14 protein-coding genes are annotated in these 15,609 nt (G+C 76.7%); 7 read left to right on the top strand and 7 right to left on the bottom strand.

The features are described 5' to 3' along the window. Positions 1–16: 16 nt before the first annotated feature. The 3 genes from OSB71_RS14340 to OSB71_RS14330 all read left to right on the top strand — a co-directional run bounded on the left by OSB71_RS14340 (position 17) and on the right by OSB71_RS14330 (position 2,266). Entirely contained in the window at positions 17–211 is a 195-nt protein-coding gene (locus OSB71_RS14340) for a hypothetical protein (RefSeq protein ID WP_265948244.1), read from the top strand. Between the two features lie 220 nt (positions 212–431). Next, positions 432–626 carry a hypothetical protein gene (locus OSB71_RS14335; RefSeq protein ID WP_265948242.1) on the top strand — a complete coding sequence of 65 codons (195 nt, stop codon included), beginning with the start codon at positions 432–434 and terminating at the stop codon, positions 624–626. A gap of 17 nt (positions 627–643) precedes the next feature. Beyond that, the gene (locus tag OSB71_RS14330; RefSeq protein ID WP_265948240.1) at positions 644–2,266 is read left to right on the top strand and encodes a hypothetical protein; all 1,623 of its coding nucleotides are present in this window, start codon (positions 644–646) and stop codon (positions 2,264–2,266) included. A 34-nt stretch (positions 2,267–2,300) separates the two neighbouring features. Here the strand turns inward: OSB71_RS14330 and yczR are convergent, their stop codons facing one another. Beyond that, positions 2,301–3,806: a MocR-like transcription factor YczR gene (yczR, locus tag OSB71_RS14325; RefSeq protein ID WP_265948238.1), complete on the bottom strand. Its 1,506-nt coding sequence runs from the start codon at positions 3,804–3,806 to the stop codon at positions 2,301–2,303. 246 nt (positions 3,807–4,052) lie between these two features. On the opposite strand from yczR, the gene OSB71_RS14320 reads away from it, so the two are divergent. From OSB71_RS14320 to OSB71_RS14310, 3 genes are all read left to right on the top strand, one after another. Continuing rightward, positions 4,053–4,820, top strand: a complete 768-nt coding sequence (locus OSB71_RS14320; RefSeq protein WP_265948236.1) for a glycerophosphodiester phosphodiesterase family protein — start codon at positions 4,053–4,055, stop codon at positions 4,818–4,820. 88 nt (positions 4,821–4,908) lie between these two features. Further along, the gene (locus OSB71_RS14315) at positions 4,909–6,255 is read left to right on the top strand and encodes an MFS transporter (protein WP_265948234.1); all 1,347 of its coding nucleotides are present in this window, start codon (positions 4,909–4,911) and stop codon (positions 6,253–6,255) included. Positions 6,256–6,512: 257 nt separating this feature from the next. Beyond that, on the top strand, positions 6,513–6,887 hold the full coding sequence (locus OSB71_RS14310) for an RNA polymerase-binding protein RbpA (protein ID WP_265948232.1): 375 nt from the start codon (positions 6,513–6,515) through the stop codon (positions 6,885–6,887). Positions 6,888–7,113: 226 nt separating this feature from the next. Here the strand turns inward: OSB71_RS14310 and fxsA are convergent, their stop codons facing one another. The 5 genes from fxsA to OSB71_RS14285 form a co-directional block, all read right to left on the bottom strand. Next, a complete protein-coding gene (fxsA, locus tag OSB71_RS14305) occupies positions 7,114–7,785 on the bottom strand; it encodes an FxsA family membrane protein (protein ID WP_265948230.1) in 672 nt (223 codons plus the stop codon). Then, positions 7,772–8,566: a polyprenol monophosphomannose synthase gene (locus OSB71_RS14300; protein ID WP_265948229.1), complete on the bottom strand. Its 795-nt coding sequence runs from the start codon at positions 8,564–8,566 to the stop codon at positions 7,772–7,774. The genes fxsA and OSB71_RS14300 overlap by 14 nt, the downstream gene beginning before the upstream one ends. Then, positions 8,559–10,502, bottom strand: a complete 1,944-nt coding sequence (gene lnt, locus OSB71_RS14295; RefSeq protein WP_265948225.1) for an apolipoprotein N-acyltransferase — start codon at positions 10,500–10,502, stop codon at positions 8,559–8,561. Before lnt ends, OSB71_RS14300 begins: the two co-directional genes overlap by 8 nt. Before the next feature lie 448 nt (positions 10,503–10,950). Next, positions 10,951–12,591, bottom strand: coding sequence for an amidohydrolase (locus OSB71_RS14290; RefSeq protein ID WP_265948223.1), 1,641 nt, complete (start codon positions 12,589–12,591; stop codon positions 10,951–10,953). A 72-nt stretch (positions 12,592–12,663) separates the two neighbouring features. Continuing rightward, positions 12,664–13,104, bottom strand: coding sequence for an Lrp/AsnC family transcriptional regulator (locus OSB71_RS14285; protein WP_265948221.1), 441 nt, complete (start codon positions 13,102–13,104; stop codon positions 12,664–12,666). 211 nt (positions 13,105–13,315) lie between these two features. Here OSB71_RS14285 and OSB71_RS14280 point away from each other — a divergent pair, with 211 nt between their 5' ends. Continuing rightward, complete coding sequence (locus OSB71_RS14280) at positions 13,316–13,693, top strand: hypothetical protein (RefSeq protein WP_265948219.1); 378 nt, start codon at positions 13,316–13,318, stop codon at positions 13,691–13,693. Positions 13,694–14,219: 526 nt separating this feature from the next. Here the strand turns inward: OSB71_RS14280 and OSB71_RS14275 are convergent. After that, positions 14,220–15,392, bottom strand: coding sequence for an acyl-CoA dehydrogenase family protein (locus tag OSB71_RS14275; protein ID WP_265948217.1), 1,173 nt, complete (start codon positions 15,390–15,392; stop codon positions 14,220–14,222). Positions 15,393–15,609: the final 217 nt, after the last annotated feature.

The raw sequence follows: 15,609 nt of genomic DNA, 5'->3' as shown, positions 1-15,609 counted from the left end.
CCTCCTGGAGCACCTCATGGCCCTGTCCGTATCGAGCGTCGTCCTCCTCGGCATCGTCATCTTCCTGCTGACCCGCAAGGGCGGGCTGAAGGTCTCGCACGCCCTCGTCTGCGCCCTGTTCGGCTTCTACCTGGCGGGCTCGACGATGGCACCGGGGATCGAGGCGGGCGGCAACATGATCGCGTCGCTGGTCTCCGGGCTGAGCCTGTGACGGGTCGGCGCCTCCGGCCGCCCCCCGCCCCGCCGGAAGGGGACCGGCGTCGCCCCGGGAGCCGCGCGAGGGGCGGCCGTTGAGCACGAACCGGTGACGCCGGCGGGCCGCATCGGGCTGATGAAATGCTGATTCACTCGTTCGCCTGTTGGATGGTCCGACGCTTTCTGTGAAGCTTGCGTGACAGAAAGTGATGAACGCCTCCACTCCAGGAGAACTCATGGTGCTGTCCATCTCCGGCGTCGTCCTGTTCGGAGTGATCGGAATTCTGCTGTTCCGCAAGCACGGCCTCAAGCCGTCGCACGCCGTGGTGTGCGCGCTGTTCGGCTTCTACCTGGCGGGCACCGCCATCGGCCCCGGCATCCAGGCGGGCAGTGACAAGCTCGCCGCCCTGCTCGGCGGGATCGCCCTCTAGCGGCGCGGGAGGTTCACGTGGCGCTGCGCTCCCTCGCCCAGGTCCGCGTCCCGCTGCGCGCGCTGCCCCACGGCGCCGGCGACGCGCTGCGGCCGCTGCGCGTGCTCGCGCGCGGCGCGGCCCGGCTCGTGGCGCTGGCGCGGGACTGGTGGGGCCGCACCACCCAGGAGCAGCACGGTCCCGCGCTGTTCCTGGCCGGCTCGTGCGCGCTGTTCCTGTGGCTCATGCCGTACGGGCCGTGGCTGGCGGGTGCGGCGCTGCTCGCGGCCGCCGCCTGGTACGGGCGGGAGCCCGCGGAGGCGGACGCACCCCCGGAGGAGGCCGGTGCGGCGCCGGAGGAGCGGACGGCGCGGCTGCGGGCGCTGTACGAGGCGCTGGTGCCGGTCTTCGCCGTCCCCGGAGACCCGTGCCCCGAGCCGCTGTACGCACCCGGCGGCCCCTTCGAGCAGGCGTTCACCGGGCAGGTCTTCGACTCCGACGGGCGCGTGGCACGCCTCGTGCTGCGCTACCCGCCCTCCTTCCCCGACGGGGAGCCGGAGGCGCGGCTGCGGGTGCAGCGGGTGCTGGCGGCCAAGGCGGGACGGGGGCGGGAGTTCCGGTTCGACTGGGACGAGGAGGCCAACGAGCTGGCGTTCACCGCGCTCGCCCCGCTGCCGACCGGGGTGTGCGCCCAGCGGTTCGTCGTCGCGCCGGGCGAGATGGTGCTCGGGTTCACCGACGGCGAGTCGGTGCAGCGCACGCTGCCGGTGCGCGGCGCCCACGGGACGCTCGACGTGCCGCCGGTGGTGTGGCGCACGGGGCCGCGCTCGACCGAGCCGCACCTGCTGGCGCTCGGTCAGCCCGGGGCGGGGACGACGACGCTGCTGCGGTCGCTGGCGCTCCAGGCGCTGCGCCACGGCGACGTGCTCGTCGTGGACGGCTCGGGGTCCGGGGAGTACGCGGGCCTGGCCGGGCGCCGGGGCGTGCTGTCGGTGGAGACGACGCTGGTGGGCGCGCTGGCCTCGCTGCAGTGGGCGGCGCACGAGACCGAGCGGCGGCTGCTGGCCGCGGTGCGGGCGCAGCAGGCCGGGGCGCCGGCGCGGGAGGCGTGCCGGCCGCTGTGGGTGCTCGTGGACCGGCCGGCCGTCCTCAGCCACCTCGCGCTCGGCGAGGGCCGCGGTGATCCGCAGGAGCTGCTCCAGGTGGCGCTGCGGCACGGGCGCGCGGCACGGGTCTCGGTCGCGGTGGCCGAGCAGTTCGAGGGGGCCGAGGCGCTGGCCCAGGTGGTGCGGGCCTACACCCGGGCACGGGTGGTGCTCGGACCCGCCACGCCGGAGCAGGTGCGCGCGGTGCTCGGCGAACCGCCGCAGACCACCCCGGTGCGGGACGTGCCGCCGGGCCGCGGCTACGCCCGGCTGGGCACCGGACCGGTGCTGCGGCTGCAGGTGCCGGCCACGCCCGACCCGCACGACGAGCTGGCCGGCGAGGCGGAGCGCGAGGCGGTGGCCCGCCTGCTGCCCGGCCACGTCGTCGGCGTCGAGGAGTGCGACGCCGACCCGGCGGGCGGCGCCACCGGACAGGCGGACGGCGCGGGGCCGGAGCCCCGGGCCCGCAGCGGCGCGGGCACCGCGGCGCAGGCGGCGCGGCCGGCCGGCGGGTGACGGCGCGTCGGCCGACCCGGCCGCCGCCACGGGCTCAGGCGACGAAGCTGCGCGGGATCTCCGGCCCGGCGTGTACCCCGCCGCCCGCGACCACCCGGGCCGCGGCCGCGAGCCGGACGGCCGCCTCGGTGGCCACCGGGCCGGACACGGTGAACGGCAGCCGCACGTAGCCCTCGAACGCGCCGTCCACGCCGAAGCGCGGGCCGGAGGGCACCCGGACCCCGAGCCGCTCCCCCGCCTCCGCGATGCGCGAGCCGGACAGGCCGCCGGTGCGCACCCACAGCGTCAGTCCGCCGCGCGGGACGGTGAACTCCCAGTCCGGCAGGTGTTCGCCGACCGCCGCCACGAGCGCGTCCCGGTGCGCGCGGGCCTCCGCGCGGCGGAGGGCCACCGCGCGCTCCCAGCCGCCGTCGGTCAGCAGGCGGGTGACGGCGAGCTGTTCGAGCACCGGGCTGCCCAGGTCCGCCCAGGCGCGGGCGGCGGTGAGGTTGCGGATCACGTCCGGGGTGGCGCGCACCCAGCCGATGCGCAGCCCGGCCCACACCGCTTTGCTGGCCGAGCCGATGGTGATGACGGTGGCGCCGCCGGGGTCGAAGGCGGCCACCGGGCGGGGCGGCGCGGCGGCGGTGGCCTCCTCCAGCGCCAGGTCGGCCATCGTCTCGTCGACGACGAGCGTGGTGCCGGCGGCGCGGGCCGCGGCGACCAGGTCCCGGCGCTGGGCGTCGTCGGCGAGCGCGCCGGTGGGGTTGTGGAAGTCGGCGACGACGTAGGCCATGCGGGGGGCGGCCGCGCGCAGCGCCTGCCGCCAGGCCGGCAGCTCCCACCCGGCGAGCCGGTCGGCCATCGCCACCGGCACCAGCCGGACGCCCACGTCCCGCATCAGGTGCAGCACGTTGGCGTAGCTGGGGTGCTCGACGGCGACCCGCTCGCCGCGCGGCGCCAGCAGGCGGCAGATCGCGGCGACGGCGCCCATCGCCCCCGTGGTGATCATCACCTGCTCCGGCATCGTCGGCAGGCCGCGGGCGGTGTACCGGTCGGCGATGGCCTGGCGCAGATCGGGCAGTCCGGCCGGGTAGTCGCCGTGGGTCGAGGCGTAGGGCGGGAGGTCGGCCAGGGCACTGGTGAAGGCCTGGCTCACGTGCGGTTCGGGAGCCGGCAGGGCGGCGCAGGCGAGGTCGATGACGGTGCCCGCCGACTCCGGCGGCAGCGGCTCCAGGCTCCGGCTGGGCGGCGGGCTGCCCGCCGGGACGGCCGTCCAGCTACCGGCGCCGCGGCGGGAGGCGAGGAAGCCCTCGGCGCGCAACGCCTCGAAGGCGGCGGCCACGGTGGTGCGGCTGACGGCCAGGGCTCCGGCCAGTTCGCGCTCGGCGGGCAGCCGGGCGCCGACCGAAACGCGGCCTTCGAGGACGAGCAGCCGCACGCCGTCGGCCAGCGCCCGGTAGGCGGGCGTGCCGGAACGCGGCGCGGCCTGCGCGGTGCGCTGCGAACGCAGGAGCCGCACGAGCTGGGGGGCGCCGACCGCTGAGGTCCACTCGGGCATCGCAAGGGCCACCTTTCCGGGATTGGCCACCGAATTGGCCTGATCGGTGGGTTCAGGATGCCACCCGCCCGGGACGCGGCTCAAGGGCGGGGCGCGGACGGGCGGCGGCCCCACGCCTGGGTTGCCGGGGGCGGCCCGGTGGGCGCCGCGCGCGGGGGCACCGCGGGCGCCGTGCCCGCCGCACCCGGTGGGCCCGGCGGCGACTCCGGTGTCCTGCGCGCCGGGGCGGCAGGCGATACTGCGCCCGTGACGACTGCGGCGCACCCCTACTTCGACCACCCCCGCCCGCTCGCCTTCGCCCACCGGGGCGGGGCCGCCGAGGGCCTGGAGAACAGCCGGTCCGCGTTCGCCCGGGCGGTGGACCTGGGCTACCGGTACCTGGAGACCGACGTCCACGCCACGGCCGACGGCGCGCTGGTGGCCTTCCACGACGACACCCTGGACCGGGTGACCGACGGCCGCGGCCGCATCGCCGACCTGCCGTGGTCGGCGGTCGCCGCGGCCCGCGTCGGCGGGCGGGAGCCGGTGCCGCTCTTCGCGGACCTGCTGCGGGAGTTCCCGCACACCCGGTGGAACATCGACGTCAAGGCCGACGCCGCGGTCGAGCCGCTGCTGCGGGTGCTCCGGGAGCAGGACGCCTGGGACCGGGTGTGCGTCGGCTCGTTCGACGAGAGGCGGGTGGTGCGGGCGCGCGGGCTGGCCGGGGCGCGGCTGGCGACGTCGCTGGGCACGTGCGGCGTCCTGGCGCTGCGGCTGCGCTCGTGGCGGCTGCCGGCGCCGGTGCGGCCGAGCGCGCTGGCCGCGCAGGTGCCGCGCCGGCACGGTCCGGTGCCCGTCGCCGACCGGGCCTTCGTGCGCACCGCGCACCGCCTGGGCCTCCAGGTGCACGTGTGGACCGTCAACGACGCCGCCCACATGCGCGAGCTGCTGGACCTCGGCGTGGACGGGATCATGACCGACCGCCTGGAGCTGCTGCGCGAGGTGCTGGCCGAACGCGGGGCCTGGACGGGGTGAGCGGGGGCCGGGATACGGTTTCGGCCACAGCCGGTCCGCACGGGGCCGGGCGGGGCGGACGAGGGGGACGCAGGTGGAGTCCAGGGTCGTGAGCGAGCCCGCGGGCGGCTCGGGTGACGCGGGCGCGCGCCGCCGCGAGCAGCGGGGCTGGTACTGGTACGACTGGGCGAACTCGGTCTTCCAGACCAGCGTCCTCACCGTGTTCCTCGGGCCGTACCTCACGACGGTCGCCAAGGCGGCGGCGGACGCGGACGGGTACGTCTACCCGCTGGGCATCCCGGTGCGCGACGGCTCCTACTTCGCCTACGTCATCTCGGCCTCGGTGCTGCTGTCGGTGCTGGTGATGCCGCTGGTGGGGGCGGTCGCGGACCGCACGGGGCGCAAGAAGCCGCTGCTGGGCACGTTCGCCTACCTGGGCGCGGCGGCGACGCTGGGCATGTTCTTCCTCGACGGCGACCGCTACCTGCTGGGCGGCCTGCTGCTGATCGCGGCCAACGTGGCCTACGCGGCCTCGATCGTCGTCTACCACGCCTTCCTGCCGCAGATCGCCGAGCCGCACGAGCGCGACGCGGTCTCCTCCCGCGGCTGGGCCTTCGGGTACGCGGCCGGCGCGCTGGTGCTGGTGGCGAACCTGGGGCTGTTCCTGGGGCACGACGCGCTGGGCGTCGAGGAGGGGACGGCGGTGCGCATCTGCCTGTCCTCGGCGGGGCTGTGGTGGGCGCTGTTCACGTTGGTGCCGCTCACGCGCCTGCGGGACCGGCCGGGCACGGTGGCCGGGGCGCGGCTGTCGCTGACCGGGGGCTTCCGGCAGTTGGGGCAGACGGTGCGCGAGCTGCGCCGCTACCCGCTGACGCTGCTGTTCCTGCTGGCGTACCTGCTCTACAACGACGGCGTGCAGACGGTGATCACCCAGGCCTCGGTGTTCGGCTCCGAGGAGCTGGGGATGGAGCAGGAGACGTTGATCGGCGCGATCCTGCTGGTCCAGGTCCTGGCGATCTTCGGCGCGCTGGGACTGGGCCGGCTGGCGGAGCGCCACGGGGCCAAGCGGACGATCCTGGGTTCGCTGGTGGCGTGGACGGTGGTCGTGGGGTGCGGGTACGTCCTGCCGGCCGGCGAGCCGGTGTGGTTCTTCTGCCTCGCGGCGGCGATCGGGATGGTGCTGGGCGGCACGCAGGCGCTCTCGCGCTCGCTGTACGCCCAGCTCGTGCCGCGCGGCAAGGAGGCGGAGTACTTCTCGCTCTACGAGGTGAGCGACCGGGGGACGAGCTGGCTGGGGCCGCTGCTGTTCGGGCTGACGTACCAGCTCACCGGCAGCTACCGGGACGCGATCATCTCGCTCGTGGTCTTCTTCGTGCTGGGATTCGTGCTGCTGCTGCGGGTGCCGGTGCGCCGGGCCGCGGCGGCCGTCGGCAACACCGATCCCGGCCGGATTTAGCCCCCGTGCGGCGCGGGCGGTAGTGTACTCCTCCGGCCCGCCGCGTCGAACCGCTACCACGCGTATACCAGGCAGGAACGCCGGGTGACATCTCCGCTACAGATGTGACAAAGCGGGCACTGGCGGGTACAACAAGGGCGGCTACGACGGGCGACGCATGTCCCGATTCGGGAATCTTCACCGCCGACCGGACGTTGACCGGATGACGACGACAGCGACACCTGTCCTGTGGGCGACAAGCCCGGGAGGCACGATTCATGAGTGAGCGAGCTCTGCGCGGCACGCGACTCGTGGTGACCAGCTACGAGACGGACCGCGGCATCGACCTGGCACCCCGCCAGGCCGTGGAGTACGCATGCGAGAACGGACATCGGTTCGAGATGCCGTTCTCGGTCGAGGCGGAAGTCCCGCCGGAGTGGGAGTGCAAGGTCTGCGGCTCCCAGGCCCTGCTGGTGGACGGCGAGGGCCCCGAGGAGAAGAAGACGAAGCCGGCGCGTACTCACTGGGACATGTTGATGGAGCGGCGCACGCGCGAGGAGCTGGAGGAGGTGCTGGCCGAACGGCTGGCCGTCCTGCGCTCCGGTGCGATGAACATCGCGGTGCACCCTCGCGACAGCCGCAAGTCGGCCTAGCCCCCGGCGGGCTGGACCGGCGTACGGCACACACACGGCGCGGAGGCCGGTGGGCCGCCCTGAGGGCGGGTTCCCACCGGCCTCCGCGCCGTCGTGCGCGGGGATGCGCAGCCGGGCCGGCGGGCCGGGCGGCGCCGGGCACCGAAGCCGTACGCCTCGGGGCGGCGCCGTGCCGCCCCGGAGCCCGCGCGGGGGTTTCAGCGGGCCGGTGCGGGCCGCGCGGGGGTCACGGAGCCGGGCGGGGCGGGCCGCCGGGGCCCCCGTCGTCGCGGTCGCCCTCGCCGTCGTCGTCGCGCACGACCTCGCCCTGGACGACCTTCCCGTCCGGACGGCGCATGCGCGCCTGGTCCCCGGCGGTGCGGGCCTGGCGCAGCGCTTCCCCCAGGGAGCCGGTTCCGGCGGCGGACGCCCGCCGTGCCAGCCAGCGGTCGGTGCCCCGGCGCAGCAGGGCGGCCGTCGGCGGGAAGAGGCACAGCAGCCCGGCGGCGTCCGACAGCAGGCCCGGCAGCATCAGCAGGAGCCCGCCGAGCACGGCCGGGGCGTGCCCGCCGGACGGCGTGCGGGACGGGCGCGGGGCGGCGGGCCCCGGGGCGGTGCCGGGGGGCTGGAGCGCCTCGGTCAGCGTCCGCAGGGCGCGGCGGCCGGCGCGCTTGATGACGGCGGCGCCCAGGACGAAGGTGGCGGCCAGCAGGAGGAAGACGGTCAGTCCGCCGGCCGCGTCACCGACGAGGAGGAGCAGCCACACCTCCAGCACGGCCCAGGCGGCCACGGCCAGCGGCAGCAGGGCGCGCACCCGGGCCCGTGGGCGGGTCCGCGGGCCGCCGGTGGCGGGGCCGCCGTCTCGGGCGCCGGACCGCCGGCCGGGCGGTTCGTACCGGCTCGGGTCACGCGTGCTCATGGTTCCCAGTGTGCCTGGGCCGCACCGCCTGCTCGAAACGGGAGCGCACGCCCCACGCCGTCACCCGCCACAGGGCCTCGACGACGATGTCCCGGCTCATCTTGCTGTCGCCCAGCTCCCGGTCGATGAAGGTGATGGGCACCTCGACGACGTGGTAGCCGGCGCGCACGGCGCGGTGGGCGAGGTCGACCTGGAAGCAGTAGCCCTGGGAGGCGACGGTGTCGATGCCCATGCCGCGCAGGGTGTCGGCGCGGAAGGCCCGGAAGCCGCCGGTGACGTCGCGGATGGGGATGCCCAGCGCCAGGCGCGAGTAGGTGCTGCCGCCCCGGGAGAGGAGGACGCGCCCGGTCGACCAGTTCACCACGCGGCCGCCGGGCACCCAGCGGGAGCCGAGCACCAGGTCGGCGCCGCGCAGCGCGGTGAGCAGCCGGGGCAGTTCCTCGGGCTGGTGGGAGCCGTCGGCGTCCATCTCCACCAGCACGTCGAAGCCGTGCTCCATGCCCCAGCGGAACCCCGCGAGGTAGGCGGCGCCCAGGCCCTCCTTGCCGGGCCGGTGCAGCACCCGCACCCGCTCGTCCCCGGCGGCCAGTTCGTCGGCGAGCTTGCCGGTGCCGTCGGGGCTGTTGTCGTCGGCGACCAGGATGTGCGCCTGGGGCACGGCCGCGCGGGTGCGGCGGACGACCGAGGCGATGTTGTCGACCTCGTTGTAGGTCGGGATGATCACCAGGGCCGGACCCGGCGGGCTGAAGCGCCGCACCTCGACGCGTTCGCGGTCACTCACGGCTGTTCCCCTTCTCGTCCGGACGGCGCAGGCGGCCGTGGAGGATGGCGGCGGCCCAGGCAAGGAGGCCCACCATAGCGAGGGCCCACTCGGGCGCGGAGCCGACGCGGTCGGCGAGGGTGACGTCGTCGCGCAGGGGCAGTTCGGCCGTGAGGACGTCCCGGGTGAACTCCTCGGTGCGCTGCTCGATCGTGCCGTCCGGGGCGACGATGGCGCTGATGCCGCTGGGGGCGGCGGTGACGACGGCGCGGCCGTGCTCCATGGCGCGCAGCCGGGACATGGCGAGCTGCTGCTCGGGCTGGCCGGTTCGGCCGTAGGTGGCGTTGTTGGTCTGGATCACCAGGGCGCGGGCCCCGGCGGTCACGGTGTCGCGCACGATCTCGTCGTAGGCGACCTCGAAGCAGATCACGTCCCCCAGCCGGGCCGGGCCCACCTGCAGCACCCCCGCCTGGCGGCCGGGCCAGAAGTCGCGCGGTACGCGTTCGAGGCGGGTGATGACGGTGCTGAGCTGCTCGCGGAAGGGCACGTACTCGCCGAAGGGCACGGGGTGCTGCTTGGTGTAGGAGTCGCCCGGGCCGGTGCGCGGGTCCCACACGATGCCCTGGTTCTCGACGTACCCCTCCTCGGTGGGGTGGTCGACCAGGGCGCCGACGAGGATGGGCACGCCCACGGCGTCGGCGGCGCGGTCGATGGCCGCGTACGCCTCGGGCGACCGGTGCGGGTCCAGGTCGGAGGCGTTCTCCGGCCAGATCACCAGGTCCGGCTGGCGGGCGCGGCCCGCCGCCACGTCGGCCGCCAGGTCGAGCGTGGCCTCGACGTGGTTGTTCAGGATGAGCATGGGCCGGCCGAGGAAGTCCATGCCGGGCTGCTGGACGTCGCCCTGGACGACCGCGATGTCCACGGTGTCGTCCGCGTCGGTGGGTATGGGGACGGCGTATCCGGCCAGGGTGACCGCGGCGGCCAGCCCGGCGGCACCGCACAGGGCCCGGGCCGGGCGGCCCGGTGCGGGGGCGGGAGCGTCGGCGCGGTCGTCGGCCGGGGCCGGGGCGGTGCGCGGACGTTCCGGCCCGGCGCCGCGCCGCGCCCGGCGCAGCCGGTGGGCGGCCAGGGCGGCCGCGGCCAGCAGCGTCCCGGCGAGGGCGACGGCGAAGGTGACCAGCGGCGCTCCGCCGAGCGCGGCGAGCGGGGTGAAGGGCGAGCCGGTGTTGGCGAAGGCCAGCCGCCCCCACGGGAAGCCGCCCAGCGGCACCCGGTCCCTGGCCCACTCCTCGGCGACCCACAGGCAGGCCCCCCACAGGGGCCACAGCGGCAGCCGGGAGGTGACGGCCAGGCCGGAGCCCAGCAGGGCCAGGAAGAGGGCCTGGAGCAGCGAGAGGCCCAGCACGGCGTCCCAGCCGATCACCCGCAGCCACTGCAGGAGACCGACGAAGAAGGCCAGGCCGAAGACGAGCCCGGCGGCAGCGCCCTGCCGGGCGGTGCGGTGCCGGGTGAGCAGGCCGAGGGCGGCGACGGCGACCAGGGAGAGGGGCCACAGGCCGACCGGGGGGAAGGCGGCGGCCAGGGCGAGTCCGCCGGCGGCCGCGGCCGCGCAGCGCAGGAGCCCGGGGCGGCTGGGCCGCAGGGCGGACCGCCGGCGCGGTCCGCCCTCCGGCGCTCCGCCGGGGGGCGTCTCCGGCGGAGCGCCGTGCGGCGCTGCCGAGGGCGCGGAGGCGGGGGCGGAAGCGGGCGGCTGCTTCGCACCGGCCGGCGACGGCCCGGTGGCGGGCGCGGGCGGCGGTGCGGCGTCGCCCGGGGCGCCGGAGGCGGGGGCGGGGGAGCCGTCCGGGAGGGCCTGCGGCGCGGGCGGGCGCCCGGCAGGCTCGGCCGCCCCGCCGGGAGCGTCGGCGGACGCCCCGGCGGGGAGCGGTCCGGAGGTGGTGTCGGGGCCCGGTGCCACGGTTGCGGCCTTCCTGCAGCGGAGGAGATCTGAGGTGACCGTACAACGACGGGCGGGAGCCGTGAGTGCCAGGCGGGCGCGGTGGGAGCTGCGGTCGGGGCCCGGCGCCCTTCGGGCCGACCTGGGACCCGCTGGCTGCGGATCTACCGAAAGCCGTTGTCTACTGAGCGTCCGGGCCCCACCCGGGTCCCACCTGCCGGTCGAACGAAACCTTCCGCCCCCGTGCCGCGGGCGCTGGCCCTGGCTCCGCTGCGCGGGGGGACCCCCGACCGGACGTCCTGTGGTGGACTCCGCCGAACCTACCGGGCCACGACGCCCGCCTGTCAACAGTCGTTTGACCTGTGTCTTGGCCGAACGCGGTGGCGAACGGGCAGCTCAGGCGGTACGACGGGCGGCCGGCAGGCCCGGCCCGGGGCCGCACCTTCGGGCGTACGGCGCGCGGCGCAGATCACTCGTTCGGCCGCGCGAAGACGGTCCGGCCGCCCACCACGGTCCGCAGGCACAGCGGCAGTTGGGCCCCGGGGCTCAGGTCGGGCAGGCCCGGGGTGCCCGAGCGCGGGTCGGTGGACCAGCCCGCGACCCGGGTGTCGGGCGCCTGCACGAGCAGCTCGCCGGTGCGCCAGACCGCGTAGTCGGCCGGGGCGCCCGGCACCAGCGTCCCGGCGTCGTCGCGCCCGAGCGCCCGCCAGCCGCCGCGGGTGTGGGCGGCGAAGCCGGCGCGCGCGGAGATCCGGTGCTCGGGGGTGCGGTGGAAGGCGGCGGCGCGCACCGCGGCCCAGGGGTCGAGCGGCGTCACCGGGCTGTCGGACCCGAAGGCGAGGGGGACGCCGGCGCGGCTGAGCGCGGCGAACGGATTCAGGCCGCGGGCCCGGTCGGCGCCCAGGCGCTGGGCGTACATGCCCGTCTCCCCGCCCCAGGCGGCGTCGAAGCCGGGCTGCACGGAGGCGATCAGCGCGAACTCGGCGAACGCGCCGATGTGGGCGGCGGTGAGCATCTCGGCGTGTTCGACCCGGTGGCGCAGGGCGCGCACGGGGCCGGCCCCCAGGCGCTCGGCGGCGGCGCGGACGCCGTCGGTGACGGCGCTCAGCGCGGCGTCGCCGATGGCGTGGAAACCGGCCTGCAGGCCGGCCTCGGTGCAGGCGGCGACGTGGGCGGCGACGGCGTCCGCGTCGAGGTGCGCGGCGCCGGTGTGCGGGGCGTCGGCGTAGGGGGCGTGCAGGTGGGCGGTGTGGGAACCGAGGGAGCCGTCGGCGAAGAGGTCCCCGGCGGCGCCGACCGCGCCCAGCTCCCGGACCCGCCGGGCGTCCTCGGCGCCGGTGACGGCCTCGGCCCAGTAGCCGAAGACCCGGGGGCCGTCCTCCTCGGCGGCCAGGGCCAGCAGGGCCGTCAGGTCCTCGGCGCTGGAGATGTCCGGGCCCGCGCACTCGTGCAGCGAGCCGATGCCCAGGGTGGCGGCGCGGCGCAGGGCGGCGCGCTGGGCGGCCGCGCGCTGGGCGGGGCTGACGGCGGCGTGGGCGGCCTCGCGCACCGCGTGGTGGGCGGCCGCGGTGAGCGGGGCGTCGGCGGCGAAGCCGGGCAGCTCGCGCACGCCGGTGACCTGGTCCAGCAGGGCGGTGGTGGCGAGCGCGGAGTGGACGTCGACGCGGGTGAGGTAGAGCGGGCGGCCACCGGCGGCCGCGTCCAGCTCCGCGCGGGTGGGCGGGCGTCCCTCGGGCCAGGCGGTGGTGTCCCAGCCGTGGCCGAGCAGCACTCGGTCGTCCGGCCGGGCGGCGGCGTGCTCGCGGACGCGGTCGAGGGCGGCGGTGAGCGAGGTGCAGGACGTCAGGTCGAGCCCGGTCAGTGCGAGGCCGGTGGCCGTGGTGTGCACGTGCGCGTCGGTGAAGGCGGGGGTGACCAGCGCGCCGTCGAGCGGGACCACCTCGTCCACGCCGTCCGCGAAGGAGTCGGCGGCGCCCTCGGAGCCGAGCCAGGCGACGCGGTCGCCCTCCACCACCATCGCGGTCGCGAAGGGGTCGGCCGGGCTGTAGACGTGCCCGCCGCACAGGAGGACGGTGCGGGGCTTCTCGCGGGAGGTGGCGCGCTCACTCATGGGGCCAGTCTCCCGCCCGGGTGCGCGCGGGCGCCGCGCGGGGTCCGCCACCGGGCGCGGGGCGCCGGGGGCTCACAGGCGCGGGGGGCGCGCCTCGTACGGGGTGGACAGGACGACCGTGGTGCGGGTGGAGACGCCCGCGAGGGTGCGGATGCGGGCGAGCAGGTGCTCCAGCTCGATGGGGGTGCCCACGCGGACCTTGAGGATGTAGTTCTCGTCGCCCGCCACGCTGTGGCACGCCTCGATCTCGGGCACGTCGGCGAGCCGCTCGGCGATGTCGTCCGGGGCGCTGGGGTCGAAGGGGGCGACGGAGATGAACGCGGTCATGGGCAGGCCGACGGTCTCGGCGTCCACGAGCGCCGCGTAGCCGCGGATCACGCCGCGCTGCTCCAGCCGCCGTACCCGCTGGTGCACGGCCGACGTGGACAGGCCCGTGGCTTTGCCCAGGTCGGTGTAGCTCATCCGCCCGTCCTTGACGAGCAACTGCACGATCTGCCGGTCCAGCTCCTCCACAGCAGCTCAACCTACTCCCCCCGGCGCACTCCGGCACGGGAAGCGCGGGTTCCGGGCCCGTGAACGCGCGGGTTGTGAGCAAGGCCACACCGAGTGCTGCGCAGTCCGCGGGGTGGCGGAGATTACCCGCGGGCCCGGACGGGAAATGCTTGCTGTGGCCGAGACCAGCCGTCCCAGGGCACCGTCCGGCCGGTCCATCCGAGGGGGATGCATGCGTAAGACCAAGCCGCTTCGCTCCGAGGCCCCGCAGGCCGCGCCCGATCCCGCCGAGGGAGCCGAGCAGGGCGCCGAGGAGCCGGACGATCCGTACGACTCCGTGGAGATCTACCGGGTGTCCTGCCCCCGGTGCGCGCAGCCGATCGCGCTGCTCGCGGACGAGGAGAGGCTCCCGGAGCACGCGCTGTGCGCGACGCCGTGGAACCCGTTCGGGCTCACGGTGTGCCGGGGTTCGGGCCTGCCGGTGACCGACGCCCCGCCGGCCGACGACGGCACGGCCCAGGAGTTCGACGCCGCCGCCCTGCTGACGCTGCCCGCCGGTCTGGACTGGCGCACGCAGCCCTTCTCGCACGCCGCCGGGCCCGGCCGCTGACGCCTGGGGGCCGCACCGGCGCCCGCACGCTGGCCGCGCGCAGCCGGTGGTCCACTCCCCCGGCGCGCACCGCACGGCGCCCCGGACGCGCACCGCACGGCCCCCGCTGTGTCGGCGTGACGCACGGCCGCGGTGTACGCGGCACGCGCGCGCCGACCCCGGCTGACGTCGCCGCCCGTCCGTTCGTCGCGCGCCACGCCCGTGACCAGGGCGTGCGCGGGCCGGAGCGGGCGGGGACGGCGGCCCGCACGCGGTGTCCGACGGGGCGGCCGCGGCGCTCACCGTCCGGGGGCTGCCCGTCCGGGGGCTGCCGCATGGGCTCCGCGCGGCAGGCCGGCGGGCGCGGGTGCGCCCGTGTGGGCGGCGGTGGGGGCGCGGTACCCGCGCGGTCGCGGCGGCGCGGGCGGTGCTGGCGGCTCTCCTCGCCGCCGTCCGCCCTCGTCGGGCGGGGTCCGCGGACAGTCCGGGTGCCCGCCGAGGAGGGACGCGCGTCCCCGCGTCCCCACCCGGTACGGCGCCGCGGCGGCTACCGGGTCTCGGGCCCGAGCAGGGCGCGGGAGATGACCACGCGCTGGATCTGGTTGGTGCCCTCGACGATCTGCAGCATCTTCGCCTCGCGCATGTAGCGCTCGGCGGGGAAGTCGGCGGTGTAGCCGTAGCCGCCGAGCACCTGCACGGCGTCGGTGGTCACCTGCATGGCCGCATCGGTGCACACGAGCTTGGCCATGGCCGCCTCCTTGCCGAACGGCAGGCCGTCGTCGCGGCGGCGGGCGGCGGCCAGGTAGAGCGCGCGCCCGGCCTCGACGCGGGCGGCCATGTCGGCCAGCAGGAAGCGCAGCCCCTGGAAGTCCGCGACGGGACGGCCGAACTGCTCGCGGCCCTTGGCGTAGCGCAGCGCCTCGTCCAGCGCGCTCTGGGCCAGCCCCACCGCGCACGCGGCGATGCCCAGGCGGCCGGAGTCCAACGCGGCCAGCGCGACGGAGAAGCCCTGGCCCTCCTCGCCGACGCGCCGGGCGTCGGGGACGCGGACGCCGTCGAAGTGGACCTGGGCCGTGGGCGAGCCCTTCATGCCCATCTTGCGTTCCGGCGCCGCGGCGCTCAGCCCCTGCGCGTCGCCCGGCACCAGGAACGCGGTGACGCCGCGCGCCCCGTCGGGGCCGGTGCGGGCGAGCACGGTGTAGAAGTCGGCGATGCCGCCGTGGGTGATCCAGGCCTTGGTGCCCTCGAGCACCCAGGCGTCGCCGTCGCGTACCGCGCGGGTGCGCAGCGCGGCGGCGTCGGACCCGGAGGCGGGTTCCGACAGGCAGTAGGCGCCCAGCAGTCCGCCCCCGAGCATGGCGGGCAGGTGTTCGGTGAGCTGCTCCTTGGTGCCGAAGGCGGCGAGCGCGTGGCAGGCCAGGCTGTGCACGCTCACGCCCAGGCCGACGGTGAGCCGGGCCGCGGCCAGCTCTTCGAGCATTTGGAGGTAGACCTCGTAGGGCTGCTCGCCGCCGCCGTACTCCTCGGGGTAGGGCAGGCCGAGCAGGCCGGAGCGCGAGAGCAGCGTGAAGGTCTCCCGGGGGAAGCGGCCGGCGTCCTCCTCCGCCGCCGCGGCGGGCCGGACCTCCCGCTCCACCAGGTCGCGGACCAGGACCAGCAGGTCCCGGGCTTCCTCCGTGGGCAGCCGGCGTTCCACCGGCGGAGGGATGTACTCGGACATCGCGGCGCTCTCCTCCCTGTCGGGCGCTACGGCGGTGACGCCGGGGTGTGGCGGCGCCGCCGGGGGTATGACAAGCCGCGGCGGTGCTCCTCCGGGTTACAAAGGCGGCTGACCAGCGACTGTGCGTGTGGAGTATGCCCGATCGACGGCCTCCCGTCACTGGTGTCACGGCGAACGCTCCTGGCGCGGGAGCCCGGGCGGGCGTTAGCGGGGCGGG

This window comes from Streptomyces marinisediminis, from assembly GCF_026262575.1.
GTDB lineage: Bacteria > Actinomycetota > Actinomycetes > Streptomycetales > Streptomycetaceae > Streptomyces > Streptomyces marinisediminis.
This window is presented reverse-complemented; position numbering and strand designations above follow the sequence as displayed.